Raw genomic sequence first — 26,541 nt, 5'->3', positions numbered from 1 at the left:
GCTCACAAATTGAAAGCGTATAATTCTCAGCAATTTGTCTGAGAGTAGTGAAAATGACGCCAACCAATATTGTGATAACACATAATAATATTGTGGAAACACCAAATATTGCTCGTAAGCTAAGATGCTTACCAGGCCGTCTATTCTGCTTTTCAGCACTTTTTTAAAGCCTCCCATTATGGGGGGCTTTTTTATGGCCAATACATTATTGTGGGGAAGAAGATCATGGCGAATTCGCTCTATCAAAAGCACATCATCTCAATTCCAGAGCTTTCTCGTGAAGAGCTAGAATTAATTGTTCAAACGGCAGGTCAGCTAAAGGCTGAACCAAACCCAGAACTCATCAAGAACAAAGTGGTTGCCAGTTGCTTCTTCGAACCTTCTACGCGAACTCGTCTCTCTTTTGAAACTGCGATTCAACGCATCGGTGGTGATGTGATTGGTTTCGACAGTGGTGGTAACACTTCTTTGGCAAAGAAAGGCGAAACGTTAGCGGACTCGGTACAGGTTATCTCTTCATACGTTGATGCTTACGTGATGCGTCACCCTCAAGAAGGCGCAGCGCGTCTGGCTTCTGAGTTCTCAAACGGTGTACCTGTTATTAACGCAGGTGACGGCGCAAACCAACACCCAACACAAACGTTATTAGACCTATTCTCTATCGCTGAGACACAAGGTCGCCTCGACAACCTAAACGTTGCATTCGTTGGTGACCTTAAGTACGGCCGTACGGTTCACTCGTTGACGCAAGCACTAGCGAAGTTCGACAACATCTGTTTCTACTTCGTGGCTCCAGAAGCTCTAGCGATGCCAGACTACATTTGCGAAGAGCTTGATGAAGCGGGAATCAAGTACCAACTATTGACGGACATGGAAGATGTCATTCCTGAGCTTGATGTTTTGTACATGACTCGAGTTCAAAAGGAGCGCTTCGATGAGTCAGAATACGCACATATCAAGTCAGCATACATCCTAACGGCTGCTCTGTTAGAAAATGCACGTGATAATCTGAAGGTGCTACACCCTCTTCCGCGTGTTGATGAAATTACTGTCGATGTCGATAAAACACCTTACGCTTACTACTTCCAGCAAGCAGAGAATGGTGTTTACGCTCGTGAAGCATTGCTAGCCCTTGTTCTTAACGAAACGCTGTAGAGGAAAGATATCATGTCTAAAGAGACTCAATTAAAAGTTGAAGCAATCAGAAACGGTACTGTTATCGACCACATCCCAGCTAACATCGGGATCAAGGTGCTAAAACTGTTCGACATGCACAACTCTCACCAGCGCGTGACCATTGGCCTAAATCTGCCGTCTTCTGCACTAGGCGGGAAAGACCTACTCAAGATTGAGAATGTGTTTATCACCGAAGAACAGGCGAGCAAGCTGGCTCTTTACGCACCTCATGCAACAGTGAACCAAATCGAAGATTACGAAGTAGTTAAGAAGCTCCCCCTAGAACTTCCTGATCAAATCAACGACGTTTTCGAGTGTCCAAATACCAACTGTATTACTCACAATGAACCGGTTGAAAGCAGCTTTAAGATCTTTGAAAAGAAAGAAGATATTCGATTAAAGTGTAAGTATTGCGAAAAAGTATTCTCTCGCGAGATCGTGACAGAAAGATAACGCCATACGGCAACACTGACCGAATGTAAAAACTATCAAATACCTCGCCTATGCGGGGTATTTTGCTCTTTACCTATCCAAAATTTGAAGGCACACTGAAAATTGATTTTTATCTAATAACTGATGGAATAAACCAATGACTAAAGTACTTCACACAGAATCTGCTCCAGCTGCAATCGGCCCATACGTACAAGGCGTTGACCTTGGCAACATGGTACTGACTTCTGGTCAAATCCCAGTAAACCCAGCAACTGGTGAAGTATCTACTGATATCGCAGAGCAAGCTCGCCAATCTCTAGACAACGTTAAAGCGGTTGTAGAAGCTTCAGGCCTAACTGTAAAAGACATCGTAAAGCTAACAGTATTCGTCAAAGACCTAAACGACTTCGGCACAGTAAACGAAGTTTACGGTAAGTTCTTCGATGAGCACGGCGTTGCAAACTACCCTGCACGCTCATGTGTTGAAGTAGCTCGTCTGCCAAAAGATGTAGGTATCGAGATCGAAGCTATTGCAGTTCGCAAATAGTCTTTAGTACCTAAATCTATAGTAAGCGTCTGAGCATAAAGCTGAGTGTTTATCAGATACAAAAAAGGTTGCTCATTTGGCAACCTTTTTTATTATTCAGCGTTTTGCTCAATTACTTCTTGTTGAGCTCAACCACTTCTTTATCAAGCTCTTCCAACTTAGCGGCCATCTGCTCACGAGCTAGGTTAGCCAGTTCACGAACATTAGACTTGTCGTAGCCTTCAGTGCTGATTGGTGGCAACATTTCAACAATCACGTGACCATTGTTCCAACGGTTTAGCTTCACGCCACCTGTTGAGCTGCACACAATGGGGATGATTGGTAAGCCAGCACCAATCGCAGCATGGAATGCACCTGTTTTGAATGGCAGCAGACCACGACCACGAGAACGAGTGCCCTCAGGGAACATCCAAACTGAAACATCACTCTCTTTTAGACTAGTCACGACCTGATCAATCGTACCTACCGCTTTACTGCGGTTAGCACGGTCAATGAGGATGTTACCCGTCAACCAGTAAAGCTGACCAAATAGAGGCATCCATACTAGACTTTTCTTACCAACCGTCACCACTTTAGGCGTTACCGCTGATGAAATCGTGAATAGATCCCAGCTATTTTGGTGGTTCGCCACATAAACATGTTGGCCGCGAGAGTAGGCATCCTCTGGAATACGAAGCTCTAGCTTCATGCCGAAGATCTTCGACATGCGACCGAAATAACGGCCAAAGGTAAATACGTGTTTCGGGTTACGTGGACTTAATAAACAGTAGCCACAACCAAATACAAACATAAGAATCGCAAATATCGCCACTGCGAAAATACGTAATATTGCTATCATTTTGTTCCTCACCGACCGCCAAGTTAATTCATCTATTCATGCAAAAATGAGCAATAGATTTACTTGCGGCAAATACAACTATAAAAAAGCCGAAACCAAGGTTCCGACTTTTATGTTTTCATCTTACTAATTCATGAACCCACTAACCTAGGTTAGTTCGACTCACTAAATCGTGTAATGTTTGCGCCTAAGGCTGACAGTTTATCTTCAATCTTATCGTAGCCACGATCGATGTGATAAATACGGTCAACGATAGTTTCGCCTTGAGCTATACAGCCAGCGATAACAAGGCTCGCAGATGCGCGAAGGTCCGTTGCCATTACTTGAGCGCCGCTCAGTTTTTCCGTTTCACCACAGATAGCCGTGTTGCCTTCGATTTCCGCTTTTGCACCCATTCGCTGTAACTCAGGAATGTGCATAAAGCGGTTTTCAAAGATAGTCTCAGTGATAACACCACTGCCCTTCGCCATCATGTTAAGCAGAGTAAACTGTGCTTGCATGTCGGTCGGGAAACCAGGGTGAGGTGCTGTTACGATTTTCACCGCTTTCAGTTCACGACCCGTCATATCAAGGCTGATCCAGTCTTCTCCCGTTTCAACCTTCGCACCCGCTTCTTCAAGCTTCGCTAAGGCAGCTTCAAGAAGATGAGCGTTGGTGTTGCGACAAACCACTTTACCGCCAGAAACAGCAGCAGCAACCAGGAAAGTACCTGTTTCAATACGGTCAGCAACTACAGAGTGTTGACCACCACCAAGACGTTCAACGCCTTCGATAGTAATCGTATCTGTACCTGCGCCAGAGATCTTAGCACCTAGTTTGTTTAGGAAGTCAGCCGTATCAACAATCTCAGGCTCACGCGCTGAGTTATCGAGTACTGTTGTTCCTTCCGCTAGCGTTGCTGCACACATGATAGTAATGGTGGCACCCACACTTACTTTATCCATCACTATGTGCGCGCCTTTCAGACGGCCATCAACAATTGCTTTCACATAACCATCTTCCAACTTAATGGTCGCACCTAGTTGCTCTAGGCCATGGATATGCAAATCAACAGGTCGAGCGCCAATTGCACAACCGCCTGGAAGTGACACTTGACCTTCACCAAAACGAGCCACTAGAGGACCTAAAGCCCAGATAGAAGCACGCATTGTTTTCACTAAATCGTAAGGCGCACAAAATTCATTAATTTCGCTGCCATCAACATGAACACTACCGTTACGTGATACTTTTGCGCCTAAACGCTTAAGCAATTCCATCGTAGTATCGATGTCACGTAGGTGAGGAACATTACTCACTTCCACTGGCTCTTCAGCAAGAATTGAAGCAAATAAGATTGGTAGCGCTGCATTTTTTGCGCCTGAGATCGTCACTTCACCGCTTAGCGGCTTATCCGATCCAATAACTCGAAACTTTTCCATCATAAACCTTAAAGTGACATCAGTTTCTTATCACGTTCCCACTCTTCCGGCGTGAAAGCCTTAATAGAAAGAGCATGGATATCATTGCGTTGAATGTATTCCATTAGTGGGCCGTAGATTAGTTGCTGCTTCTTAACTCGATTCATGCCGTCAAAACATGGATCAACCGCAACAACTTCGTAATGACTGCCTTCACCTTTCACGAAAATTTCCTGAAGGTTCAGTGCTTCTGCTAATAATTCTTGTACTTTTGTGCTGTCCACAAATAGCTCCTGCCTAATTTTTTATGTGTTCTGCCATCATTGGCTGGATATTGCTCAATTGGAACAACGTTCTCAATTGTTCTGGCACGAAACTGAGCATTATATGACAGTTTTGATTTTTTGCATGCTCTAATAAGTGAATTAGCATCACCATTCCTGCTGAATCGACTCGATTTATATGGCTAAGGTCAATTTCAACGCTCGATTCCGTTGTTTGCCACTTTTCCAATATACGCCAGATTGCAGGGACACTGTCTCGGTCAATATCACCGAGCAGCTGATATTCTTTAGAGCTTAGTGCTTGCCATTGAGAATGGCTCATTATTTGTTACTCTCAAAACGAATCGGTTGTGCGGCTAATTTCTCTAGTTCGTCAGCAACTTGTAAGATGCCTTCTTGACGAATCTTAGTATTCCACTCCGATTGCTTGCTCGACAACAGGCTAATACCTTCGGCAACCATATCAAAGGCCTTCCACTCGCCAGACTTTTTGTCTTTGCGAAGCTTAAATTCAAGCTTGATGTTTGGTCGCGGCGTATCGATGATATCGACCTTGATACTGGTAATACGGCTATCCGCTTTGATTTTTGGTTCTGGACCAAATTCAATCGTCTGATCTGTGTATTGAGTCAGCACTTGGGCATAAGAAGAAACCAGGTATTTACGGAAGGAATCGATAAACACGCCCACGTCTTTTCTATCCGCGCCTTTCAAGTTCGGTCCAAGTAACTTAAGTGCTGCATATTGTGCGTTCACATAAGGCATCAACTCTTCTTCCACAATGACCTTCAATAATTCTGGGTCTTGGTGGATGTTGTCTTGTTCACTCTTCAAACGATCAAATGCAACTTCTGCTACTTGAGTCATCATCTGGTACGGCTGAGTACGATCAATCGCTTCTGCAGCAAAAGCTTGAGCCGACATCAGAAAAGCGACGACTGTCAGAAACCATATCTTCAAAAAGTTATTAGTCTTCAATAATTTATTCGTCTTTAACATGTGCCTACTCCTTAGCTTCGCTATCATCAGAGCCACCAACGCTATACAGCACTTGTCCAATCAAATCTTCTAATACTAATGCCGATTTGGTGTCTTCGATAGAATCACCATCAACCAACATTTCTTCATCGTCAAAAATGAAGCCCGGAACCAAGCTGATGTACTGCTCACCGATTAATCCAGACGTTAAGATTTGCGCACTAGAGGTATCTGGAAATTGTGAGTACTTCCCATCAATAGACAATTCAACGACAGGAAGGTAGCTCTCGGTATCAAGCTCAATGCTTTTAACTCGACCAACAACGACGCCACCCACCTTCACTGGAGAACGAACTTTTAGGCTACCAATGTTGTCAAAGGTCGCTTTTAGATTGTAAGTATGGTTCGAACCAATGCCTTTTACGTCAGCGACTTGAAAGATCATGATTAAGATTGCGCAAATTCCGGCAATAACAAAGGTGCCGACCCATAATTCTAATTTTCGAGTTTGTTGCATGATTAATTCCCAAACATCAATGCGGTAAGAACAAAATCTAGCCCTAGTACCGCCAGAGAAGAGTGCACTACAGTGCGTGTGGTTGCCTGACTAATACCTTCTGAAGTCGGTACTGCATCATAACCATTAAAAAGTGCGATCCAAGTGACTGTGATAGCGAAGACCATGCATTTGATCATGCTGTTACCAATATCTCGGCCAAGCTCAACTGAAGACTGCATGGCAGACCAGAAGCTACCGTGGTCAATCCCTTTCCAATCAACACCAACTATCTGAGCCCCCCAAATCCCGACCGCCATGAAGATCATAGCGAGCAGTGGCATTGAGATAAGACCAGCCCAAAGACGTGGCGCAATAATGCGTTTAATAGGATCTACAGCCATCATTTCTAGGCTAGAGATCTGTTCCGTTGCTTTCATCAAGCCGATTTCAGCCGTTAACGCTGAACCTGCGCGGCCTGCAAATAGTAGCGCTGTCACCACTGGGCCCAACTCACGTAACAATGAAAGCGCGACCATTTGACCAAGGTTACCCTCAGCTCCGTAGTCGATTAACACCACATAACCTTGCAGGCTAAGCACCATGCCAATAAACAGACCCGAAACTAAGATGATAGCCAATGACTGAACGCCAACGCTATAAAGTTGTTTAACTAATAAAGGGAAATTTTTTAGTCTCGGAATGCCAAATAAAGCCCCAAATAACATTAGGCTTGCTCGACCAAATGACTCACAGACCGCAAGTGTGCGCTTACCGACACCCACAATAGTTTTAACAATCATATTAAAACAAATCCTTTTCTAGGCTCTTTGCTGGGAATCTAAATGGCACAGGGCCATCTGCTTCACCTTGCAAAAATTGTTGCACTCGAGGATCACTGTTGTTGTACAGATCGTCAGGTGAACCAGATGCAATAACTTTTCCATCAGCCATTAAGTAAACCCAATCAGCAATACTCATTACCTCAGGCACATCGTGAGAAACGATAATAGAGGTTAAATCCAAAGCTTGATTAAGATTACGAATCAGCTCGACCAATACACCCATAGTAATTGGGTCTTGGCCAACAAACGGTTCATCGTACATGATAAGCTCTGGATCCAATGCGATCGCACGAGCCAACGCCGCTCGTCTCGCCATACCACCGGACAACTCACTTGGCATTAATTGCGCCGCACCTCGTAAGCCTACCGCTTCAAGCTTAAGTAATACGATGGTACGAATGAATTTTTCATTAAGTTCAGTGTGCTCTCGCAGCGGAAACGCCACATTATCAAACACATTGAGATCCGTAAAAAGCGCACCAGATTGGAATAACATGCTCATTTTCTTACGTGCTTGATATAGCTTTCGACGTGATAGTGCAGGGATATTGTCGCCATCAAACCAAACTTCGCCTTCATCTGGCAGTAATTGTCCACCAATCAAACGCAGCAAGGTTGTTTTACCAATCCCAGACGGCCCCATGATTGCGGTTATTTTGCCTTGAGGTACCTCTAAACTAATGTCATCAAAAATAACCCGCTCACCGCGTGAGAAGCTGAGGTTCTTAACTTTCACAAGCTCAGTGTTCAACATATTTTTGTTGTTTCCTTGCTTTAAAAAACGCCAATTATGGCTGCAATAATAATGAGTCTACTTTAGAATTAAAAGCACTGTTCAATTAATTCATATTAAACAGGAATCTATGCAGGGATTTGAAAGCATTAGAAAATTATCTATTGAGCTCTCTTTCTTGCCAGCTAACTGGTAATTAATTTGCCGAGTGACTTCCCTTTTATCTAGCAACAGGTCAAAATTAGCGGTTAATTCTCCGTTTTTATTAATTTTTTAGGAATCATCATGCTTGAAGCGATTGCGTTTCTTATTATCGGTCTAGGTTTTTTGGTGTGGAGTGCAGATAAGCTGGTTTACGGTGCCGCTGCTCTTGCTCGCAACTTCGGTATCTCACCACTAGTTATCGGTATGACGATCTTAGCAATGGGGTCTTCGGCTCCTGAAATGATGGTTTCAGCTACAGCAGCGCTTGATGGCAAAACCGATACCGCTGTAGGTAACGTATTAGGCTCAAACATCGCCAATATCGCACTAATTTTAGGTATTACAGCCCTTATCAAGCCGCTATCAATCAGCTCAGGCGTAATTCGTCGTGAACTACCTTTGATGATAGGTGTCACTTTATTAGCTGGCGCACTGCTTTGGGATAACCATTTGGGTTTCTACGAAGGCGTGTTGTTATTTGTTCTTTTCGGCGCTTTCTTGTTTGCCATGCTACAAATCAGCCGCAGTGAGAAAAAGAACGGTGATGCCTTCCTTGACGAGCAAGAATCAGAAATCCCAGAGGGCGTAAGCAACCCTAAAGCCGCAATGTGGGTGGTGATTGGTCTGATCATCCTGCCTTTAGCTGCTGATATGCTGGTTGATAATGCGGTAATCATCGCGAAATACTTTGGCATGAGCGACCTTGTGATTGGTCTAACCATCATTGCCGTAGGTACTAGTCTGCCTGAGCTTGCAGCATCACTAGCCGGTGTTATGAAAGGTGAAGATGATATGGCCGTGGGCAATATCATTGGTTCAAACGTATTCAACATCCTTGCTGTTATGGGTATCCCGGGCATCCTAAACCCTTCGATCTTGAGCGAGTTTGCGATGGGTCGCGACTTCTGGGTAATGCTGGGCGTATCGCTACTGCTTGTGGTCATGGCACTAGGGAAATCTCGTAGCGTGAATCGTATTGAAGGCGGCGTGTTAATCGTAACATTTGTTGTCTACCAAAGTTACCTACTAATGAACATGTCGGCTTAATTGTTGATTTAACTTCCCGTACTTGGAGTATTTGATGTCTCAGCCATTTGATTACCGCAGTGTCGCAAAACAAGTTTTGGAAACCGAAGTTGCAGGTCTCACTCAATTAGACCAATATTTTAATGATGATTTTTGTAAAGCTTGCGACCTTATCCTAAACAACAAAGGCAAAGTCGTTGTGATGGGCATGGGTAAATCAGGCCACATTGGCAATAAAATCGCAGCCACATTGGCAAGTACCGGGACATCGGCTTTCTTTGTACACCCAGGAGAAGCTGCACATGGCGACTTAGGCATGATCGAACCTGGTGATATTGTGATCGCAATATCCAACTCAGGCGAATCGGGAGAAATCCTAAGCCTATTCCCAGTATTAAAGCGTTTGAACATTAAGATCATCAGCATGACAGGTAAGCCAGCATCGAACATGGCGACCTTGTCTGATATCCATTTACAAATTTCAGTACCAGAAGAAGCATGTCCACTGGGCTTAGCGCCAACAACTAGCACTACTGCTACTTTGGTGATGGGTGATGCACTAGCCGTTGCACTTTTACAGGCTCGAGGCTTTACCGCTCAAGATTTTGCTCTGTCTCATCCAGGCGGCGCTTTAGGTCGTCAACTGCTGTTGAAATTAGACGACATCATGCACACAGGCGATGCACTTCCTATTGTTGCTCCGGATGCATTAGTAAGAGACGCTCTGTTAGAGATCTCTCAAAAAGGCTTAGGCATGACGGCTATCGTTGGGCAAGATGGTCAAATGGCCGGTATTTTTACCGATGGTGATTTACGCCGTATCTTAGATAAACGCGTTGATATCCATAATACTCAAATTGGCGATGTGATGACGCTAAATCCTACCGTTGCCGATCCAAACATGCTTGCAGTTGAGGGGTTAAACTTAATGCAAGCGAAGAGCATCAATGGCTTGATGCTATGCCAAGATGGCAAACTAGTTGGCGCCCTAAACATGCATGATTTATTGAAAGCTGGAGTAATGTAATGACACAGACAGTCGAAACTCTATACGGCACTGTTGACTCAGGTGTATTTGCAATAGCAAAAGACATCAAACTCCTAATTTGCGATGTCGATGGCGTATTCTCTGATGGTCGTATCTACATGGGCAACAACGGTGAAGAGCTGAAGACCTTCCATACTCGTGACGGTTACGGCATTAAGTCACTGATGAATGCTGGCATTGAAATCGCGATCATCACTGGCCGTAAGTCTCAAATTGTTGAAAATCGAATGACTGCTCTCGGCATTAAGCTGATTTATCAAGGTCAAGACGATAAAGTTAAGGCATACCAAGATATTTGCGATAAGCTTTCAGTGAATCCTGAAAATACGGGTTATATCGGCGATGATCTGATCGACTGGCCTGTGATGGAAAAAGTTGGCTTGAAGGTCTGTGTAGCAGATGGTCACCCACTACTTGCAAAGCGTGCAAACTACGTGACAATCATTAAAGGTGGGCATGGCGCGGTACGTGAAGTCTGCGACCTTATTTTACAAGCAAGAAATGAACTCGACATGCATAAAGGTTTAAGCATATGAGTTTTACTCGTATTATCTATTTAATACTAATATTTATTGCCTCTTGGTCGACCTATTACCTGTACGACAAAGAGCAAACATCAACGATACAAGTAGCTCCAAATTTGGAGCTACCCGCGTTTAGTGGCAAAAGTCTAAACAACATTAGCTACGACGAAAGCGGTATTCGTAGCTATCAGGTTGAATCGACGTATTTAGAACACTACTCAGTGGTTGGCGATACGCACTTTCAAAACCCAGTTCTTTCGGTATTCCGTGAAGGGCACACGATTGAATGGCAAGTCACCGCTGATCGCGCGATTATGGATGAGAATCAAGTTGTCACTTTTTATGACAACGTCGTGGCAAAGAATCTGTTGCCAGAAGCCAGCTTCGATACAATGACCACAGATAAAATGGTTGTTGAGCTGCCTAGCCGAGATTTTTATTCAGAGACTCCGGTCCATATGATCGGTACATTTTTTGAAACTGAGGGGCAAGCAATGAAAGGTAACTTCGGTACCAACAATGCGACCCTCTTTAATTCTGTTCAAGGTAGATATGAAACTCTTACACCTTAGTTTATTCGCTTTGACCCTTGCGGCACCTAATGTCTATGCTCTGTCTTCGGATAGCGAGCAACCTGTCTACATTGACTCAGACAGCCAGCAATTGGATATGAAAAGTAACCAAGTAACTTTCCTTGGTGATGTGAACCTTAAACAAGGCAGCATCAACATCAATGCCGATAAGGTTATTGTTACTCGTAACGCCGTAAATGGTGAGATTGAAGAGATTCAAGGCTTCGGTAAGCCAGCAACCTTCTCTCAGCTTACTGACGACGGTAAGACACTCTACGGTGAAGCTGACGACTTACATTACCAGCTTGTTGCTGACAGACTGATCATGACCAAGAATGCGATGCTATCTCAAGATGGCAGCATCATCCGTGGCTCTAAGATTACTTACCAGATTGCTTCTCAAAAACTGGTTGCTGATAGTGATAGTAGCGAGCGTGTATCAACGGTATTACAACCAGCGGAAGTGAATAAGTAAACTATGGCTGTTCTTAAAGCAAAAAACCTAGCAAAAACCTACAGCAAGCGTAAAGTTGTTACCGATGTGAGCCTGCAAGTAGAATCCGGTCAGATCGTCGGTCTGCTTGGACCAAACGGTGCAGGTAAAACCACGTCTTTCTACATGATTGTCGGTTTAGTTGCGCGTGATGAAGGCACCATCAGTATTGACGATCTAGATATCAGTATCTTGCCAATGCACAGCCGTTCTCGTCTTGGTATTGGTTACCTGCCTCAAGAAGCTTCTATTTTCCGTAAGTTGTCAGTAGAAAACAACATCATGGCGGTTTTACAAACCCGTGATGAAATGACTAATGAACAGCGCCAAGATAAACTAGAAGACCTGCTAGAAGAGTTCCACATCCAACATATCCGCACCAGTAATGGTATGGCTCTGTCGGGTGGTGAGCGTCGTCGTGTTGAGATTGCTCGAGCACTAGCAGCGAATCCGCAGTTCATTCTATTAGATGAACCGTTCGCAGGTGTTGACCCGATCTCAGTTATCGATATCAAAAAAATCATTGTTCACCTACGCGATCGTGGCTTAGGCGTTTTGATTACCGACCACAACGTTCGTGAAACACTAGACGTATGTGAAAAAGCTTACATCGTAAGCCAAGGGCACCTGATCGCTGAAGGTACTCCTGAAGATGTTCTCAATAACGAACAAGTTAAACAAGTTTATCTAGGCGAACAATTCCGTCTATGATTATATAGAGAGTATCGAGAGTTCTAAGAATAATAACTAGGTAAGTCACACTGAATGAAACCCTCATTACAACTTAAGCTAGGCCAACAGTTAGCAATGACTCCTCAATTGCAGCAAGCGATTCGTTTGTTGCAATTGTCTACTTTAGATTTGCAACAAGAGATTCAAGAAGCACTTGAATCTAACCCACTACTCGATGTCGAAGAAGGCAATGAAGATACGCCAACATCGGAAGAAAAACCTAGCAGTGACGAAAAAGAAACAGTTGAAGCCACAGAGCAAGACTTACCTGATAGCTCAGACTTAATCGAAAAATCAGAGATTGGCAACGAACTGGAAATCGACACAACTTGGGAAGACGTCTACAGCGCAAACACCGGTAATACGGGTATTGCGATTGATGACGACATGCCGGTTTATCAAGGCGAAACCACTCAAAGCCTACACGATTACCTACTTTGGCAACTCGACTTAACACCATTCACTGACACCGACCGAAGCATCGCTTTTGCATTAATAGATGCCATCGATGACTATGGCTACCTCACTGTAACTTGTGAAGACATCCTTGAAAACTTCGACAATGAAGAGATCGAGCTTGATGAAATTGAAGCCGTACGTAAACGAATTCAGCAGTTTGACCCACTAGGTGTCGGCTCAGTAAATCTGCAAGATTGCTTGTTACTGCAACTGGCAACTTTCCCCCAAGATACTCCTTGGCTCAACGAAGCTAAGTTAGTACTTACTAGCCATATCGACCAACTCGGCAACCGTGATTACAAACTGGTTATCAAAGAAACCAAATTGAAAGAAGCAGAACTACGTGAAGTTTTGCAACTGATTCAACAGCTGGACCCTCGCCCTGGCAGTAAGATTACTCCGGATGAAACTGAGTATGTAGTTCCGGATGTATCTGTCTTCAAAGATCTTGGGAAATGGTTAGTGACTATTAACCCTGATAGTGTGCCTAAGCTGAAAGTGAATCAGCAGTACGCAGATCTGGGTAGTAAAGGCAACAGCGCCGACAATCAATACATCCGCTCAAATTTGCAAGAAGCAAAGTGGCTAATTAAAAGCCTAGAGAGCCGAAATGAGACGCTACTCAAAGTTGCGCGATGCATTGTTGAACATCAACGTGATTTCTTCGAACATGGCGAAGAAGCGATGAAACCAATGGTTCTGAATGATGTTGCGTTAGCCGTTGATATGCACGAATCCACGATCTCTCGTGTAACGACTCAAAAATTCATGCACACGCCACGTGGTATCTTCGAACTCAAATACTTTTTCTCAAGCCATGTCAGCACTGACAATGGCGGTGAATGTTCATCTACAGCAATTCGTGCACTCATTAAGAAGCTTGTCGCAGCGGAAAATACCGCGAAGCCTCTAAGTGATAGTAAGATTGCTGCTTTACTGGCTGACCAAGGAATTCAGGTAGCTAGACGTACCATAGCGAAATACCGTGAGTCTCTGGGCATTGCCCCATCGAGTCAGCGTAAACGCCTGCTATAAGCTAATTTAGTCGCTATTTACTTAGTAACCATAGCCAGGCAACCAACTGAAAAGGAAAGTCTATGCAAATCAATATTCAAGGCCATCACGTTGATCTTACCGATTCAATGCAAGACTATGTTCACACTAAATTCGACAAACTTGAGCGCTTCTTTGATCATATAAATAGCGTCCAGGTTGTTTTAAAAGTTGAGAAAATCAATCAAATCGCAGAAGCTACCCTGCATATAAATCAGGGGGAAATCCATGCGACAGCAACTGATGAAAGCATGTATGCCGCGATTGATTCATTGGTTGATAAACTCGTCCGCCAACTCAACAAGCACAAAGAAAAGCTAAGTAGTCACTAACATGCAATTAAGCGAAGTACTTTCATTGGACTGCACCAAAAGTGCAGTCCAATGCACAAGCAAAAAAAGAGCCCTTGAGCTCATCAGTCAGATCGCAGCAGAAAGCTGTGGTCAAGATTCAACAGAACTGTTTGAGTGCATGTTGAGCCGTGAAAAAATGGGCAGTACAGGTATTGGTAATGGCATTGCTATTCCCCACGCTCGTATGAATGTCAGTGATAAAGCGATTGCTGTATTACTGCAATGCCAAGATCCCATCGAATTTGATGCGATTGATAACCGTCCTGTCGACCTACTATTTGCCCTGCTTGTTCCAAGTGAACAATGTAAGGAGCATCTAAAAACCCTTTCTTGTATGGCAGAGCGACTAAACGATAAGCAGACTCTGAAACAGTTGCGTAATGCTCAAAGCGATCAAGAGCTTTACGACATCATGATTCAAGTGCCAACTTGCGAGCAATAACATGCGGTTAATCGTTGTTAGTGGCCAATCAGGGGCCGGTAAAAGTGTTGCGCTACGAGTCCTTGAAGACTTGGGGTATTACTGTGTCGATAACCTGCCAGTAAACCTGCTCAACGACTTTGTCGAATCGGTACGTGAGATAAATCAAAACGTCGCGGTTAGCATTGATATTCGTAATCTACCGAAAGAGCCTCAATTAGTTACAGAGATGCTAGAACAGCTAGAGTCTGCCACTAATATTGATGTGAACGTCTTGTTCCTCGATGCGAGCAAGCAGACGTTACTCAAGCGCTACAGCGAAACACGTAGAATTCACCCTTTATCGATCGGCCAAGAAAAGCTCTCTCTTGAGCAAGCGATTGATTTAGAGAAGACACTCCTGACACCTCTCGCAGAGCAAGCATGCATTGTGATTGACAGTAGCGACTGCAACCTCTACGAATTGAGTGAAAAGGTTCGATTTAAAGTTGAAGGTCAAGAGAAGCAAGAGCTGATTATTGTCTTTCAATCTTTCGGTTTTAAGTATGGCCTGCCAAGTGATGCCGACTATGTGTTCGACGTTCGCTTTTTGCCTAACCCACACTGGGAACCCGCACTACGACCACTAACTGGGCTAGATGCACCAATTCACTCTTTTCTTGAAGAACACTCAGAAGTTCTTGAACTCAAGCAACAGATCCAAGGCTTTGTTGAACAGTGGTTACCAATGTTAGAGAAGAACAATCGAAGTTACCTGACGGTCGCGATTGGCTGCACTGGCGGCAAACACCGCTCGGTTTATCTAACTCAGAAAATTGGTGAGTACTTCGAGCAACTTGGCCATCAAGTCCAAATCAGACACGCCTCCCTAGAGAAGCACCAACAGGGCTAACCATGGAATTAACTCGAACTGTACTGATCCAAAATCGCTTGGGTCTTCACGCTAGAGCAGCCGTAAAGTTGGTTGAGCTTGCACAAAGCTTTGATGCAACCATCACTATCCATAGCGAAGAAGACAAAACAGCGACAGCAGACAGCGTAATGGGGCTACTTATGCTGGAATCAGCACAAGGGCAACATATTACTATTCAAGCTGCAGGCACCGACTCACAGCAAGCACTGGATGCCGTCTGTCATCTCATTGAAGACAAGTTTGATGAGGGTGAGTAGCGAAAACGCTTCACTCACAACGCCTAAGACTCAAACAACGAATCAACCAATATTAAATCTTAGTTCTATCTAAGTTTATGATTTAAATAAGCCCCAGAATTAAGTTACTATTCCAACCATTGTTAGAATAATGAGATAGGAGGAAAATATGGCAGAGCAATTAGAATTCGACCAAGCTCACCAAACCCTCCAAGAAGTCAGCGAAGCCCTAGAAAACGGCCGATTTGTTCACGTACGCCGACAACTTCAGGACATGGAACCTGAAGATATTGCACACCTTTTAGAAGCCTCCCCTCGCAAAAGTCGTGACGTACTCTGGCAACTCACCGATCCAGAAGACTACGGTGAAATTCTTGATGAACTAAACGAAGATGTCAAAGATGCTCTTGTGTCGAAAATGGCACCTGAGACCTTAGCAGAAGCAACCGAAGGCATGGAAACCGATGACGTCGCGTACGTACTTCGAAGCCTACCTGATGATGTTTCTCGCGAAGTCCTTTCTCAAATGGACTCTGTTGATCGTGCATTAGTTGAAACCGCCCTGTCGTACCCTGAAGATTCAGCGGGTGCGATCATGAATACCGACGTAATCACGATTCGTGGTGATGTCGATGTTGATGTTGTATTACGCTACATGCGTATGCGTGGCGAACTGCCCGATGCAACTGATGCACTATATGTTATTGATGAAGAAGAACGTCTTATCGGTAACCTATCGCTTACCACACTGGTAACGACTCAGCCTGATGTGGCAGTTTCCGAAGTGATGGAGGATGCCGACGAAGCGATCGCGGTTGAAACCAGCGCTTCCGATATTGCGAGCCTGTTCGAACGTCGTAATTGGGTTTCAGCGCCAGTAGTTGATAGCAATCAACACCTTGTTGGTCGTATCACCATCGATGACGTGGTTGATGTTATCCGTGAAGATGCCGAGCACTCAATGATGAGTATGGCGGGTATGGACGATGACGAAGATACCTTCGCACCAGTCGTAAAGTCCGCTCGTCGTCGTAGTGTGTGGCTTGGTGCCAACGTACTCGCGGCACTTGCTGCAGCATCGGTATCGAATATGTTTGAAGCAACGCTCGACCAAATGGCAGCGATTGCAGTACTGATGACTATCGTACCTTCAATGGGTGGTGTTGCTGGTAACCAAACCGTTGCTTTGGTTATTCGTGGTTTGGCACTCGGTCATATCGGTGACAGTAACAAACGCGAACTGCTACTCAAAGAGGCGGCCATCGGCTTCCTAAACGGCGTTCTATGGGCCGTTATCATTGGTGGTATAGTGGTGGCTTGGAAAGGTAACTGGATACTGGGAGGTATCATCTCAGCGGCGATGATGACTAACTTGATTGTCGCAGGTATTGCAGGTGTAACTATCCCAGTGATGCTGAAGAAAATGAATATCGATCCAGCCCTTGCTGGCGGTATGGCACTGACCACAGTAACCGATGTTATTGGCCTATCGGTGTTCTTAGGCTTAGCAACCATTCTTATTTAAATCATACTTATCTAGCGTGAATAAACAGATAGCCTATCTAAGACGATACGCTGAATACAAAAAGGGAGCCATCGGCTCCCTTTTTAATACATCAGGTTTTAAGCTCCAGATTTAAACTGAAGCAAATTGAGCTAATTACTCACCCGCAACTTTCATTGATTCAAGCAAGATAGAACCCGTTTGAATTTGCGAACGTGTTTCTACGTCGTTACCAACCGCTACAATCTGAGTAAACATGTCTTTTAGGTTACCCGCAATCGTCACTTCCGATACTGGGTATTGGATCTCTCCGTTCTCAACCCAGAAACCCGCAGCGCCACGAGAGTAATCACCCGTTACGGTATTAACGCCTTGGCCCATCACTTCCGTCACTAAGAAGCCTGTACCTAGCTCTTTTAGCATCTGATCAAAGTTTTGACCGGTCGATTTAACGAACCAGTTATGAATACCACCAGCATGACCTGTTGGTGTCATATCCATTTTACGTGCGGCATAGCTCGTTAGCAGGTAAGTTGCTAACACGCCATCAGTGATGATTTCGCGATCTTGAGTGTAAACACCTTCGCTATCAAATGGGCTCGAAGCCAAGCCACGCAGGATATGAGGACGCTCTGATATATTGAACCAATCCGGTAGAATTTTCTGTCCTAGATGATCCAATAAGAAAGAGGATTTACGGTAAAGATTACCACCACTGATTGCCATCACAAGGTGACCAATCAGGCCAGTAGCAACATCGTTAGCGAACATAATTGGGTATTGGCCTGTTGGTAGCTTTTTCGCATCCAAACGGCTAATGGTCTTTTCTGCTGCTTCTTGACCTACGCGCTCAGGCGTCCATAGCTCATCACGGTGACGTGCAACGGTGTAGCTGTAGTCTCGCTCCATCTCACCGTTAGCGCCTTGTCCAATCACACAGCAGCTCGTGCTATGGCGACTCGAAGCGTAGCTTGCTAGTAAGCCATGGCTGTTACCATAAACCTTAACACCATAATGGCTGTCGTAGCTTGCGCCATCACTCTGTTTGATCTTATCGCTATAAGCTAACGCTTGCTTCTCAGCAGCAATCGCAATCTCAGCAGCATAATCAGGGTTTGGTTCATCAGGGTGGAAAAGATCCAAGTCTGGAATTTCTTTTACCATGTATTCTTTTGCTGCAGGACCTGCAAATGGGTCTTCAGAAGTGTACTGAGCGATATCAAGCGCAGCCGCTACTGTTTGAGCAATGGCCTTTTCACTCAGATCAGATGTAGATGCGCTGCCTTTTTTCTGGCCGCGATAAACAGTAATACCTAGCGCACCATCACTATTAAATTCAACGTTTTCCACTTCACACATACGTGTTGAAACACTTAAACCCGTTGACTTAGTAATAGCGACCTCAGCTGCGTCTGCACTCACTGATGCCATATCCAACGCTTTAGCTACTGCGGCTTCTAGTTCAACTCTTTGCTGGGCGACTTGCTGTTTTACATCCATATCTATTCTAATTTTTCAGGTCAATATTACGTAGGATAACAAGAATTTCGCTTTCTCCCCAAGATTCTTGCTAAAATAGGCAATATATTCGTTTGAGATAGTGACATAGGCAGAAAAGATGGCTCGCAAAAACCAAAAAGCCCCATGGGAACCAGAAGAAGAAATCATCTGGGTAAGTAAGACAGAAATGAAAACGGACATGGATGCCCTGCAAAAGCTGGGAGAAGAGCTTGTTGGTCTAAAGCCTTCTGTATTAGACAAATTTCCGCTGTCTGAAGATTTGGCACAAGCGATTAAAGATGCACAACGCTTTAAAAATGAAGCGAAGCGTCGTCAACTTCAATACATTGGTAAAGTAATGCGCAATGTCGATCCAGAGCCAATTCAGGCGGCTTTGGATAAAGTACGTAATAAACACTCACAAGCAACAGCTGAGCTGCACAAGCTTGAGCAACTGCGTGATCGTGTTGTTGCTGAAGGCGATGCTGCCATTTCAGAAGTCATGGACATGTACCCTGAAGCAGACCGTCAGCGTCTTCGTCAGCTAGCTCGCCAAGCTAACAAAGAGAAATCAGCGAACAAGCCAGCAAAGGCTTCTCGTGAGATCTTCCAAATCTTAAAAGAGCTAAAGCTAGAAGACTAATCTTTGTTGCTTTACTCTGTAAGATAATAAAAGACCTAGCGCATGCTAGGTCTTTTTGTTTTCGGTGTATTCAGTATCAAAACACATTCAATATCAAAACTATCACTCACCCGCTTTCACAAACGAACTGAGTTCTGGTTGTGGGTGGTCAGCGGTAAGCTCGGCTATTGAGTCTTCAACCAACACCTTCCCCAATGCGACAAACACAAACTTGTTCGCAATACTGCGAGCGTCACCTAAGTGGTGTGTCACCATCAAGACGGTGATGTTGCGCTCTGCCGCTAATCGTTTTACCAAGCTCAACATCTCTTCGCGTAGCAAAGGGTCAAGCGCAGAGAAAGGTTCATCAAGTAACCAAATATCGTGTGGTTGAACAAAACAACGCGCTAGTGCGACACGCTGGCGTTGACCGCCGGATAATTGTTCAGGCAGCCTATCTAAGTACTCCGCTACACCCACCTGCGCAGCCGCTTGCTCAACGTCGAGCTTTTGGGTTGCCGTAAGCTTTAACCCCGGATGCAAGCCTAAGCCAATATTTTCACGCACCGTGAGGTGAGCAAATAGGTTGTGTTCTTGGAACAACATCGCCAGCGGGCGTTGGTGCGCTTCTTTGCCAATCAATGATTGTCCTGCCACCGAGATCTCACCCGATGTCGGCTCAATAAACCCAGCAACCAATGCAAGTAGCGTTGATTTACCCGCACCACTTGGTCCCATCAGAGCAACAATATCGCCCTGCTCAGCTTGGAAATCAAAACTAAACAACTCTTGGTGATAGTGGTAATCCACATCTTTCATCACTAACATCATCGGTTCCTTAACTTTTTAGCATTGAGATTTGAGGTTCGAGTAAATAAAAATTCAATGAAGCTAAAACTGCCCACACTCAACAGCAGCAGACTAACCGAAACAACGGCTGCGGCTTCCATCTGATAGCTGCCTAGCAATTGGAATAGGTACAAAGGCAGTGTTCTAAAGTCTTGGCTACCAAATAAGGCAATCGCACTTAAGTCGCCCATCGCCAGCATAAAGCTGATCGAGAAGGCTTGCGCCATCGGCTTACGTAATGCGCGCCACTCCACCAACCTAAAGCGAGTGAATCCTGTCATTCCTAAGCTTGCACACACATACTGGTACTGCTGAGACAAATGCAGCATAGGTTGAGCTAAGGTTTTAATTACGTAAGGCAGTGCCATTAAACTGTTGACGGCAATCACGATAAAGAAAGCCAAGCTGAACACATCGGTAAATGAGCGTAATAGTAGGAAGATACCCGTACTGATCACTAGCCCCGGAGTGACTAAGATAATAGTGCCAATCAGCTCGATTTTATCGGCTCGAAAGTTCTTATTCTGTAAGCGCCATGCTCTGCTGGTCAGTAGTATCGCGATACCAATACCAACCGCGATAACACTTGCTAATGACGCGACTTTAACCGAGGTCATTAATGCCGCCCAAAACGGCTCACTACTGAGTACTGTCAGTGCTTGCGAGTTAATACCACTGACGATAACCATAGCTAATGGCGGCAATACCAGCATTGAGACTATGATGATCCAGAAGCTGTCCCAAGCTTTTGACCACCAGCTGTCCTTAACCAAATATTTCTCTTCCGCCAACTGGCTGGCCGTCACAGAAATAGGTTTCGATAGGCGTTGAATGCTGACCGCGAGCACTCCACACAGCAGCATTTGCCATATCGCAAGTAGCGCGCCAGCCTGCAGGTCAAAGTCGAATTTGATTGCTTGATAGATGGCGAGCTCAATGGTGGTCGATTTCGGACCACCACCCAACGCCATCACGGTAGCAAAGCTGGTGAAGCACAGCATGAACACTAAGCCACACACATGCGGTAATTGCTGCCTTAGCCTCGGCCATTCAACCCATTTAAATTTATTCCAATGGCTCATGCCTAAGTGAGCACAGAGTTTATGCTGCTCGGCAGGCACAGTATCTAACGCTTGCAAAAGTAAACGACTAGCATAAGGCAAGTTAAAGAAAACATGCGCCAACAAAATACCATTCAAGCCATAAATCGAAAATGGCAGTTCAATATCGAAGTTCGCCAAAAACTTAGCTAACCAACCACTATTACCATAGATCGCAAGTAAGCCAAATACACCGACTAACACCGGCAGGACTAAGGTGGACGCGAACAACCTTAACAACAAAGCGCGTCCAAAAAATTGTCTACGGCACAGCGCATGAGCAATAGGTATAGCAAAGCCAACACTCAGCACTGTTGAGAGTGTCGCTTGATAAAAGCTGAATTTCGTTACATGCCAATAGTAGGGATCGGACCATACTTGGCTGATATCAAGAGAAGGGGCATTGCTAAGCAATGCCCCAACTGCTGAAACCACGAAGGCGGTAATGAGTATCGCAACCCAGATCCCGACCTTAGGTGTTTTCTTTATCATAAATTGATTTTTTACCGTAAATGGTTCACTCCAAACATAACGAATGAACCTTTAAATACAGAAAGCTAGTTTTTTTAAAGTACGTTAGAAAGCTCATTTTTTAAATAGTAAGTTAAAAAGTAAGTGCGCTCTGCCACTCTCGGATCCAAGGCTTGCGCTTAGCGGCAATTTCTTCAGGCGTGAAGCTTAGCGCTTTCTGAGGAACCGTAAGTTGCTCGAACCCTTTTGGAAGCTCAATATCGGTCACTGGGTACATCCAGTTGCCTGTTGGCATCGCCGATTGGAATTCATTACTTAGGATAAACGCCATAAAATCATCAGCCAGTTTCTCGTTCTTACTGCCTTTAACTTTAGCGGCCACTTCAACTTGAGTGTAATGCCCTTCTTCGAAGCTTGCTGCTGCGTACTTAGAATCGCTCTCAGCAATAATGTGGTAAGCCGGAGACGTTGTGTAAGACAACACTAAATCCGACTCACCTTCTAGGAACATAGAATAAGCTTCAGACCAACCTTTGGTTACAGTCACTGTTTTCTGAGCAAGCTTCTTCCATGCTGCTGTCGCTTCATCACCGTATACCGACTTCATCCAAAGCATCATGCCTTGACCTGGTGTTGATGTACGTGGGTCTTGGTAGATAACCTTAAGATCATCTCGCAGCTCAACCAGTTCTTTCAAGCTCTTCGGCGGGTTTGCCAACTTCTCTTTGTTGTAAACAAAAGCAAAGTAGCCAAAGTCATAGGGAACAAAAGTGCTATCGTTCCAACCATTAGGAAGCGTTACTGATGAAGTATCAACATTATGCTCAGCCAATAAGCCCGTCGCTTTCGCTTCAGCCATCAGGTTGTTGTCGAGACCTAGCAAGATATCGGCTTTGCTGTTGCCCCCTTCAAGACGTAAACGGTTCAGGATAGAGACGCCATCTTCTAGCGCGACAAAATTCACATCACAACCACATTTTTCTTCGAATGCTTTTTCAACGGCAGGACGAGGGCCCCAATCCGCAGCAAAAGAGTCATAGGTGTATACGGTCAAAGTATTGTCTGCAGCAAAGGCAGAAAAAGAGATCGCTGTAGTAACAGCAAGAGTAGTTAATGTGAATTTCACTGGACGCTCTCCATAGTCTGAGCGGCACAGGTTTGAGGGAGGAGAACGGTAGAGGTTGTTCCTAACTCAATTCCTACGCCAGCATTATCTGGTTCAGGTTTACGGGTCCCAAGCATCTGCTTGATCTCAGCTCGCATTCATTATTTGAATGGTTCGCTCCCCGATGAGTGTTCAGAATTGTAATTTGATTTTTAACAATAAGCTATCAAGTTTGGATCAATTACGTTGATCGTAGCCCCAACGTGGCACTAAACCTTGTTCGATACCAAGATGATCAAGAATACGCGCCACCATAAAGTCGACCAGATCTTCAATAGACTTAGGTTGGTGATAAAACCCCGGAGCCGCAGGCATGATCGTCACGCCCATGGTCGATAGTTTGTGCATGTTCTCTAGATGAAGCGTAGAAAATGGCGTTTCACGAACTACTAATAACAGTTGACCTCGCTCTTTCATGACCACGTCTGCTGCTCGCTCAATCAAGTTATCCGACAAGCCGTGTGCAATCGAAGCCAAACTTCCCGCAGAACATGGACACACTACCATCTGCTTAGGCGCTGCTGAACCAGAGGCAACCGGTGAGAACCAGTCGTCTTTGCCACACACCACAAGCTTTTCTGGGGCGCAGCCAAGGTGTTTAACCAAAGCTTGTTTCGCCGCATCCGGCCCAGCAGGTAACTTAAGCTCATGCTCGGTCGCCAATACCACTCGCGCAGCCGATGAAATCAGCAAATAGACCTGATAATCGGCCGCCAAAAGGCATTCAAGTAAACGTAGGCCATAAGGCGCACCGGATGCGCCAGTGAAAGCAAGAGTTATCGCTTTATCGTGTTTTGTCATGTTCTCAATTACTTCAAATTATAAGGTCGTGGATGCCGTTAGCCTTTGAGTGCCAATCCATCCAACAGTTTTTGGTGAATACCACCAAAGCCACCATTACTCATTACCAAGATTTGGTCACCCGCTTGTGCCTCTGAGACAATTTTAGCAACGAATGCATCCATGTCATCACTCACGTGTGCAGGTTGGTGACAAGCGTCTGCAACATCTTGAACCGACCAATCAATGTTACCCGGTTGGAATAAGTAGGTAGAATCCGCCTGCTTCAACGAATCAGCCAAGGTTTCTTTGTGCACACCACGTTTCATGGTGGCAGAACGAGGCTCTAAAACGGCAATGATCTTCTTAGTGTCGACCTTATTACGTAACCCGCCTAGCGTAAGTTCAATCGCCGTTGGGTGATGAGCAAAATCGTCATAAACAGAAACACCTGCCACCTCGCCTTTAAACTCCAAGCGGCGCTTAGTGTTAATGAAAGTAGCTAGTGATTCACACGCTAAGTCAGGAGTCACACCTACGTGTCGTGCAGCTGCTATCGCCATCAAGGCATTGTTTACGTTGTGGTCGCCCACTAAATCCCAGTTTACCGTTCCAACACATTCATTTTGGAAGTAGACCTCAAATTGAGAGCCGTCTTTGACTAACTTCTTAGCATCCCAATCGCCTTGCTCGCCGCTTGATTCAGTCTCACTCCAACAGCCACGAGATAGAACATCTTGAATAGCCACATCTTGTTTAGGTGAGAAAATACGGCCATTGCTTGGCACAGTGCGCACTAAGTGATGGAACTGACGTTTAATCGCCTCAAGATCATCGAAGATATCCGCATGATCGAACTCTAGGTTATTCATGACCAAGGTTCTTGGGTGGTAATGGACGAACTTAGATCGTTTATCGAAAAAAGCACTGTCATATTCGTCAGCTTCGACCACGAAGAACATGCTTTCACCAAGGCGAGCAGAGATACCAAAGTTACCCAACACACCGCCAACTAAAAAGCCCGGTGCATAGCCACAGTCTTCCAAGACCCAAGCCAGCATGCTTGATGTCGTGGTCTTACCATGCGTTCCCGATACCGCCAACACCCAACGGTCATGCAGCAAGAATTCTTGCAACCACTGAGGGCCAGAGGTGTATCTAAGATTGTTATCCAATACATACTCAACACACGGGTTACCACGGCTCATCGCGTTACCGATAACCACGAGATCCGGCCTTGGCTCGAGTTGGCTAGGGTCGAACCCTTCAATAATGTCAATCCCTTGAGATTCCAACAAAGTGCTCATTGGTGGGTAAACATTCGCGTCACTACCGGTAACCTTGTGACCTAGTTGACGAGCCAATACCGCAGCACCACCCATAAAGGTGCCACAAATTCCTAAGATATGAATATGCATAAATTGCTTCCAAACGCTTGGCTAAATAAACGATGCCCTAATTAAAACGGCTTGCACTCATTATCATTAAATAGCGGTTAAAAGCGAGCGGCAATGCAAAACAAATTTAGTCGACATAGTAAGTGAGATCTGCGTCGCTTAGTTCATTACCATTAAAAAGATCTAGCCTTTAGAATTTAGGTAAGCGTCTAGATGAATAAAGCCCGTACAAGAGGCCAATTCTATAGTGCTCAAATCCCCCTAATATTCAGAGAAGTTTAAGGAAATAACATGTCTGAGATGCGCACCCTTGGTGAGTTCATTGTTGCAAAACAAAATGACTTCCCCCATGCAAGCGGTGATCTATCATCCCTTTTGTCATCAATTCGTCTTGCTGCAAAAATTGTTAACCGCGAAATTAACAAGGCAGGTCTTGTCGATATTACTGGCGCTGTTGGTACAGACAACGTTCAAGGTGAAGAGCAACAAAAGCTAGACCTGTACGCTAACGACAAATTTAAAGCCGCACTTGAAGCCCGAGACCAAGTTTGTGGTGTCGCGAGTGAAGAAGAAGACGAAGCCGTCGCCTTCAATAAAGAGCTCAACAAAAACGCAAAATACGTTGTACTGATGGATCCACTTGATGGTTCTTCAAACATCGATGTGAATGTATCGGTTGGTACAATTTTCTCAATCTACCGCCGAGTATCACCGATTGGTACTCCACCAACACAAGAAGATTTCCTACAACCTGGACACAAGCAAGTAGCTGCGGGTTACGTAATTTACGGTTCTTCAACCATGCTTGTTTACACAACAGGTGCTGGCGTAAATGGCTTCACCTACGACCCATCACTGGGTACCTTCTGTCTATCTCATGAAAACATGATGATCCCTGACGAAGGTAAGATTTACTCAATCAACGAAGGTAACTACATTCGTTTCCCTACAGGTGTTAAGAAGTACATCAAGTACTGTCAGGAAAGCGAACCAAGTGATAATCGTCCTTACACTTCTCGCTACATTGGTTCTCTTGTCTCTGATTTTCACCGTAACCTACTTAAAGGCGGCATCTACCTGTACCCAAGTACAGAAAGCCATCCTCAAGGTAAGCTGCGTCTATTGTATGAGTGCAACCCAATAGCCTTCATAATGGAGCAAGCTGGTGGTATCGCCTCCGATGGTGCCCAACGCATCATGGATATCAAACCAACAGAGCTACACCAACGTGTACCTTTCTTTGTCGGTTCGAAGAGCATGGTAAAAAAAGTAGAAGAGTTTCTTGAGCTTAACCCAGACTAAACCATTCGTTTATTTATAAAATTAACGTCATCAAAAAAGCCAGCATTCATATGCTGGCTTTTTGTTGTTCGCTGCGTTAAACAATCACCGA

Annotated in this window: 31 protein-coding genes and 1 riboswitch; of the genes, 17 read left to right on the top strand and 14 right to left on the bottom strand. The window is 44.8% G+C overall.

Going from position 1 to position 26,541, the window contains the following annotated elements:
- Nucleotides 1-225 precede the first annotated feature (225 nt).
- The 3 genes from pyrB (at nt 226) to QQ041_RS03725 (ending at nt 2,155) form a co-directional block, all read left to right on the top strand.
- On the top strand, nt 226-1,155 hold the full coding sequence (gene pyrB, locus QQ041_RS03735) for an aspartate carbamoyltransferase (RefSeq protein WP_004738679.1): 930 nt from the start codon (nt 226-228) through the stop codon (nt 1,153-1,155).
- A 12-nt stretch (nt 1,156-1,167) separates the two neighbouring features.
- Nucleotides 1,168-1,629 carry an aspartate carbamoyltransferase regulatory subunit gene (gene pyrI / locus QQ041_RS03730; protein WP_285953145.1) on the top strand — a complete coding sequence of 154 codons (462 nt, stop codon included), beginning with the start codon at nt 1,168-1,170 and terminating at the stop codon, nt 1,627-1,629.
- 136 nt (nt 1,630-1,765) lie between these two features.
- Nucleotides 1,766-2,155, top strand: coding sequence for a RidA family protein (locus QQ041_RS03725; protein WP_285953144.1), 390 nt, complete (start codon nt 1,766-1,768; stop codon nt 2,153-2,155).
- A gap of 112 nt (nt 2,156-2,267) precedes the next feature.
- Here the strand turns inward: QQ041_RS03725 and QQ041_RS03720 are convergent, their stop codons facing one another.
- The 8 genes from QQ041_RS03720 to mlaF form a co-directional block, all read right to left on the bottom strand.
- Entirely contained in the window at nt 2,268-2,993 is a 726-nt protein-coding gene (locus tag QQ041_RS03720; protein WP_017058926.1) for a 1-acylglycerol-3-phosphate O-acyltransferase, read from the bottom strand.
- A gap of 152 nt (nt 2,994-3,145) precedes the next feature.
- Entirely contained in the window at nt 3,146-4,411 is a 1,266-nt protein-coding gene (murA, locus tag QQ041_RS03715; RefSeq protein WP_285953143.1) for a UDP-N-acetylglucosamine 1-carboxyvinyltransferase, read from the bottom strand.
- An 8-nt stretch (nt 4,412-4,419) separates the two neighbouring features.
- Nucleotides 4,420-4,674 carry a BolA family iron metabolism protein IbaG gene (gene ibaG / locus QQ041_RS03710; protein WP_017058924.1) on the bottom strand — a complete coding sequence of 85 codons (255 nt, stop codon included), beginning with the start codon at nt 4,672-4,674 and terminating at the stop codon, nt 4,420-4,422.
- 13 nt (nt 4,675-4,687) lie between these two features.
- The gene (locus QQ041_RS03705; protein ID WP_004735315.1) at nt 4,688-4,996 is read right to left on the bottom strand and encodes a lipid asymmetry maintenance protein MlaB; all 309 of its coding nucleotides are present in this window, start codon (nt 4,994-4,996) and stop codon (nt 4,688-4,690) included.
- Nucleotides 4,996-5,673, bottom strand: coding sequence for a phospholipid-binding protein MlaC (locus QQ041_RS03700; RefSeq protein ID WP_210446771.1), 678 nt, complete (start codon nt 5,671-5,673; stop codon nt 4,996-4,998). Before QQ041_RS03700 ends, QQ041_RS03705 begins: the two co-directional genes overlap by 1 nt.
- A 4-nt stretch (nt 5,674-5,677) precedes the next feature.
- The gene (mlaD, locus tag QQ041_RS03695; protein ID WP_019821466.1) at nt 5,678-6,169 is read right to left on the bottom strand and encodes an outer membrane lipid asymmetry maintenance protein MlaD; all 492 of its coding nucleotides are present in this window, start codon (nt 6,167-6,169) and stop codon (nt 5,678-5,680) included.
- A gap of 2 nt (nt 6,170-6,171) precedes the next feature.
- A complete protein-coding gene (gene mlaE, locus QQ041_RS03690) occupies nt 6,172-6,951 on the bottom strand; it encodes a lipid asymmetry maintenance ABC transporter permease subunit MlaE (RefSeq protein ID WP_285953142.1) in 780 nt (259 codons plus the stop codon).
- Between the two features lies 1 nt (nt 6,952).
- Nucleotides 6,953-7,747, bottom strand: coding sequence for a phospholipid ABC transporter ATP-binding protein MlaF (gene mlaF, locus QQ041_RS03685; protein WP_210446772.1), 795 nt, complete (start codon nt 7,745-7,747; stop codon nt 6,953-6,955).
- Nucleotides 7,748-8,011: 264 nt separating this feature from the next.
- Here mlaF and QQ041_RS03680 point away from each other — a divergent pair, with 264 nt between their 5' ends.
- From QQ041_RS03680 to mgtE, 12 genes are all read left to right on the top strand, one after another.
- Nucleotides 8,012-8,977 carry a calcium/sodium antiporter gene (locus tag QQ041_RS03680; RefSeq protein ID WP_019821462.1) on the top strand — a complete coding sequence of 322 codons (966 nt, stop codon included), beginning with the start codon at nt 8,012-8,014 and terminating at the stop codon, nt 8,975-8,977.
- Nucleotides 8,978-9,011: 34 nt separating this feature from the next.
- A complete protein-coding gene (gene kdsD / locus QQ041_RS03675) occupies nt 9,012-9,983 on the top strand; it encodes an arabinose-5-phosphate isomerase KdsD (protein ID WP_146489818.1) in 972 nt (323 codons plus the stop codon).
- A complete protein-coding gene (kdsC, locus tag QQ041_RS03670; protein WP_146489819.1) occupies nt 9,983-10,540 on the top strand; it encodes a 3-deoxy-manno-octulosonate-8-phosphatase KdsC in 558 nt (185 codons plus the stop codon). The genes kdsD and kdsC overlap by 1 nt, the downstream gene beginning before the upstream one ends.
- Nucleotides 10,537-11,100: an LPS export ABC transporter periplasmic protein LptC gene (gene lptC / locus QQ041_RS03665; protein ID WP_004735306.1), complete on the top strand. Its 564-nt coding sequence runs from the start codon at nt 10,537-10,539 to the stop codon at nt 11,098-11,100. Before kdsC ends, lptC begins: the two co-directional genes overlap by 4 nt.
- On the top strand, nt 11,081-11,575 hold the full coding sequence (lptA, locus tag QQ041_RS03660; protein ID WP_060983516.1) for a lipopolysaccharide transport periplasmic protein LptA: 495 nt from the start codon (nt 11,081-11,083) through the stop codon (nt 11,573-11,575). Before lptC ends, lptA begins: the two co-directional genes overlap by 20 nt.
- Nucleotides 11,576-11,578: 3 nt before the next feature.
- Complete coding sequence (gene lptB / locus QQ041_RS03655; protein WP_061019134.1) at nt 11,579-12,304, top strand: LPS export ABC transporter ATP-binding protein; 726 nt, start codon at nt 11,579-11,581, stop codon at nt 12,302-12,304.
- A gap of 54 nt (nt 12,305-12,358) precedes the next feature.
- Nucleotides 12,359-13,819 carry an RNA polymerase factor sigma-54 gene (locus QQ041_RS03650; RefSeq protein ID WP_017058913.1) on the top strand — a complete coding sequence of 487 codons (1,461 nt, stop codon included), beginning with the start codon at nt 12,359-12,361 and terminating at the stop codon, nt 13,817-13,819.
- 62 nt (nt 13,820-13,881) lie between these two features.
- Nucleotides 13,882-14,169 carry a ribosome hibernation promoting factor gene (hpf, locus tag QQ041_RS03645; RefSeq protein WP_009847742.1) on the top strand — a complete coding sequence of 96 codons (288 nt, stop codon included), beginning with the start codon at nt 13,882-13,884 and terminating at the stop codon, nt 14,167-14,169.
- 1 nt (nt 14,170) lies between these two features.
- Nucleotides 14,171-14,632, top strand: a complete 462-nt coding sequence (gene ptsN, locus QQ041_RS03640; protein ID WP_004738707.1) for a PTS IIA-like nitrogen regulatory protein PtsN — start codon at nt 14,171-14,173, stop codon at nt 14,630-14,632.
- A gap of 1 nt (nt 14,633) precedes the next feature.
- Entirely contained in the window at nt 14,634-15,503 is an 870-nt protein-coding gene (gene rapZ, locus QQ041_RS03635; protein ID WP_146489820.1) for an RNase adapter RapZ, read from the top strand.
- A gap of 2 nt (nt 15,504-15,505) precedes the next feature.
- On the top strand, nt 15,506-15,781 hold the full coding sequence (locus QQ041_RS03630) for an HPr family phosphocarrier protein (protein ID WP_017066670.1): 276 nt from the start codon (nt 15,506-15,508) through the stop codon (nt 15,779-15,781).
- Between the two features lie 148 nt (nt 15,782-15,929).
- Complete coding sequence (gene mgtE / locus QQ041_RS03625; RefSeq protein ID WP_048605905.1) at nt 15,930-17,285, top strand: magnesium transporter; 1,356 nt, start codon at nt 15,930-15,932, stop codon at nt 17,283-17,285.
- Between the two features lie 135 nt (nt 17,286-17,420).
- Here mgtE and pmbA read toward each other — a convergent pair whose 3' ends face one another.
- Nucleotides 17,421-18,764 (bottom strand): metalloprotease PmbA, encoded by a 1,344-nt coding sequence (gene pmbA / locus QQ041_RS03620; protein WP_285953141.1) that lies wholly within the window; start codon nt 18,762-18,764, stop codon nt 17,421-17,423.
- A gap of 118 nt (nt 18,765-18,882) precedes the next feature.
- Here pmbA and yjgA point away from each other — a divergent pair, with 118 nt between their 5' ends.
- On the top strand, nt 18,883-19,407 hold the full coding sequence (gene yjgA, locus QQ041_RS03615) for a ribosome biogenesis factor YjgA (RefSeq protein WP_239716708.1): 525 nt from the start codon (nt 18,883-18,885) through the stop codon (nt 19,405-19,407).
- A gap of 102 nt (nt 19,408-19,509) precedes the next feature.
- On the opposite strand, the gene thiQ is transcribed toward yjgA, so the two are convergent.
- The 5 genes from thiQ to mpl form a co-directional block, all read right to left on the bottom strand.
- Nucleotides 19,510-20,214: a thiamine ABC transporter ATP-binding protein gene (gene thiQ / locus QQ041_RS03610; protein WP_210446773.1), complete on the bottom strand. Its 705-nt coding sequence runs from the start codon at nt 20,212-20,214 to the stop codon at nt 19,510-19,512.
- A complete protein-coding gene (thiP, locus tag QQ041_RS03605; RefSeq protein WP_285953140.1) occupies nt 20,214-21,827 on the bottom strand; it encodes a thiamine/thiamine pyrophosphate ABC transporter permease ThiP in 1,614 nt (537 codons plus the stop codon). The genes thiQ and thiP overlap by 1 nt, the downstream gene beginning before the upstream one ends.
- Before the next feature lie 112 nt (nt 21,828-21,939).
- A complete protein-coding gene (thiB, locus tag QQ041_RS03600) occupies nt 21,940-22,932 on the bottom strand; it encodes a thiamine ABC transporter substrate binding subunit (protein ID WP_210446775.1) in 993 nt (330 codons plus the stop codon).
- Nucleotides 22,933-22,985: 53 nt separating this feature from the next.
- Nucleotides 22,986-23,105, bottom strand: a riboswitch (TPP riboswitch).
- 43 nt (nt 23,106-23,148) lie between these two features.
- A complete protein-coding gene (locus QQ041_RS03595; RefSeq protein WP_099165086.1) occupies nt 23,149-23,772 on the bottom strand; it encodes a flavin prenyltransferase UbiX in 624 nt (207 codons plus the stop codon).
- A 38-nt stretch (nt 23,773-23,810) separates the two neighbouring features.
- Nucleotides 23,811-25,169 (bottom strand): UDP-N-acetylmuramate:L-alanyl-gamma-D-glutamyl-meso-diaminopimelate ligase, encoded by a 1,359-nt coding sequence (mpl, locus tag QQ041_RS03590; protein ID WP_285953139.1) that lies wholly within the window; start codon nt 25,167-25,169, stop codon nt 23,811-23,813.
- A 270-nt stretch (nt 25,170-25,439) separates the two neighbouring features.
- Between mpl and fbp the strand changes: the two genes are divergently transcribed.
- Nucleotides 25,440-26,450 carry a class 1 fructose-bisphosphatase gene (fbp, locus tag QQ041_RS03585; RefSeq protein ID WP_060983522.1) on the top strand — a complete coding sequence of 337 codons (1,011 nt, stop codon included), beginning with the start codon at nt 25,440-25,442 and terminating at the stop codon, nt 26,448-26,450.
- The last annotated feature ends 91 nt before the right edge of the window (nt 26,451-26,541 follow it).

It is taken from the genome of Vibrio sp. TMPB1044 (assembly GCF_030442075.1).
In the GTDB taxonomy this organism is placed as follows: Bacteria; Pseudomonadota; Gammaproteobacteria; order Enterobacterales; family Vibrionaceae; genus Vibrio; species Vibrio satsumensis.
Note: the sequence above shows the minus strand (reverse complement) of the source record. Positions and strands in the feature narration are given on the sequence as shown.

Bases quoted from the DNA above. Each gene is read 5' to 3' on its own strand.
- pyrB (WP_004738679.1), top strand. From the start codon at position 226: ATGGCGAATTCGCTCTATCAAAAGCACATCATCTCAATTCCAGAGCTT.
- pyrI (WP_285953145.1), top strand. From the start codon at position 1,168: ATGTCTAAAGAGACTCAATTAAAAGTTGAAGCAATCAGAAACGGTACT.
- QQ041_RS03725 (WP_285953144.1), top strand. From the start codon at position 1,766: ATGACTAAAGTACTTCACACAGAATCTGCTCCAGCTGCAATCGGCCCA.
- QQ041_RS03720 (WP_017058926.1), bottom strand. From the start codon at position 2,993: ATGATAGCAATATTACGTATTTTCGCAGTGGCGATATTTGCGATTCTT.
- murA (WP_285953143.1), bottom strand. From the start codon at position 4,411: ATGGAAAAGTTTCGAGTTATTGGATCGGATAAGCCGCTAAGCGGTGAA.
- QQ041_RS03705 (WP_004735315.1), bottom strand. From the start codon at position 4,996: ATGAGCCATTCTCAATGGCAAGCACTAAGCTCTAAAGAATATCAGCTG.
- QQ041_RS03700 (WP_210446771.1), bottom strand. From the start codon at position 5,673: ATGTTAAAGACGAATAAATTATTGAAGACTAATAACTTTTTGAAGATA.
- mlaD (WP_019821466.1), bottom strand. From the start codon at position 6,169: ATGCAACAAACTCGAAAATTAGAATTATGGGTCGGCACCTTTGTTATT.
- mlaE (WP_285953142.1), bottom strand. From the start codon at position 6,951: ATGATTGTTAAAACTATTGTGGGTGTCGGTAAGCGCACACTTGCGGTC.
- mlaF (WP_210446772.1), bottom strand. From the start codon at position 7,747: ATGTTGAACACTGAGCTTGTGAAAGTTAAGAACCTCAGCTTCTCACGC.
- QQ041_RS03680 (WP_019821462.1), top strand. From the start codon at position 8,012: ATGCTTGAAGCGATTGCGTTTCTTATTATCGGTCTAGGTTTTTTGGTG.
- kdsD (WP_146489818.1), top strand. From the start codon at position 9,012: ATGTCTCAGCCATTTGATTACCGCAGTGTCGCAAAACAAGTTTTGGAA.
- kdsC (WP_146489819.1), top strand. From the start codon at position 9,983: ATGACACAGACAGTCGAAACTCTATACGGCACTGTTGACTCAGGTGTA.
- lptC (WP_004735306.1), top strand. From the start codon at position 10,537: ATGAGTTTTACTCGTATTATCTATTTAATACTAATATTTATTGCCTCT.
- lptA (WP_060983516.1), top strand. From the start codon at position 11,081: ATGAAACTCTTACACCTTAGTTTATTCGCTTTGACCCTTGCGGCACCT.
- lptB (WP_061019134.1), top strand. From the start codon at position 11,579: ATGGCTGTTCTTAAAGCAAAAAACCTAGCAAAAACCTACAGCAAGCGT.
- QQ041_RS03650 (WP_017058913.1), top strand. From the start codon at position 12,359: ATGAAACCCTCATTACAACTTAAGCTAGGCCAACAGTTAGCAATGACT.
- hpf (WP_009847742.1), top strand. From the start codon at position 13,882: ATGCAAATCAATATTCAAGGCCATCACGTTGATCTTACCGATTCAATG.
- ptsN (WP_004738707.1), top strand. From the start codon at position 14,171: ATGCAATTAAGCGAAGTACTTTCATTGGACTGCACCAAAAGTGCAGTC.
- rapZ (WP_146489820.1), top strand. From the start codon at position 14,634: ATGCGGTTAATCGTTGTTAGTGGCCAATCAGGGGCCGGTAAAAGTGTT.
- QQ041_RS03630 (WP_017066670.1), top strand. From the start codon at position 15,506: ATGGAATTAACTCGAACTGTACTGATCCAAAATCGCTTGGGTCTTCAC.
- mgtE (WP_048605905.1), top strand. From the start codon at position 15,930: ATGGCAGAGCAATTAGAATTCGACCAAGCTCACCAAACCCTCCAAGAA.
- pmbA (WP_285953141.1), bottom strand. From the start codon at position 18,764: ATGGATGTAAAACAGCAAGTCGCCCAGCAAAGAGTTGAACTAGAAGCC.
- yjgA (WP_239716708.1), top strand. From the start codon at position 18,883: ATGGCTCGCAAAAACCAAAAAGCCCCATGGGAACCAGAAGAAGAAATC.
- thiQ (WP_210446773.1), bottom strand. From the start codon at position 20,214: ATGTTAGTGATGAAAGATGTGGATTACCACTATCACCAAGAGTTGTTT.
- thiP (WP_285953140.1), bottom strand. From the start codon at position 21,827: ATGATAAAGAAAACACCTAAGGTCGGGATCTGGGTTGCGATACTCATT.
- QQ041_RS03595 (WP_099165086.1), bottom strand. From the start codon at position 23,772: ATGACAAAACACGATAAAGCGATAACTCTTGCTTTCACTGGCGCATCC.
- mpl (WP_285953139.1), bottom strand. From the start codon at position 25,169: ATGCATATTCATATCTTAGGAATTTGTGGCACCTTTATGGGTGGTGCT.
- fbp (WP_060983522.1), top strand. From the start codon at position 25,440: ATGTCTGAGATGCGCACCCTTGGTGAGTTCATTGTTGCAAAACAAAAT.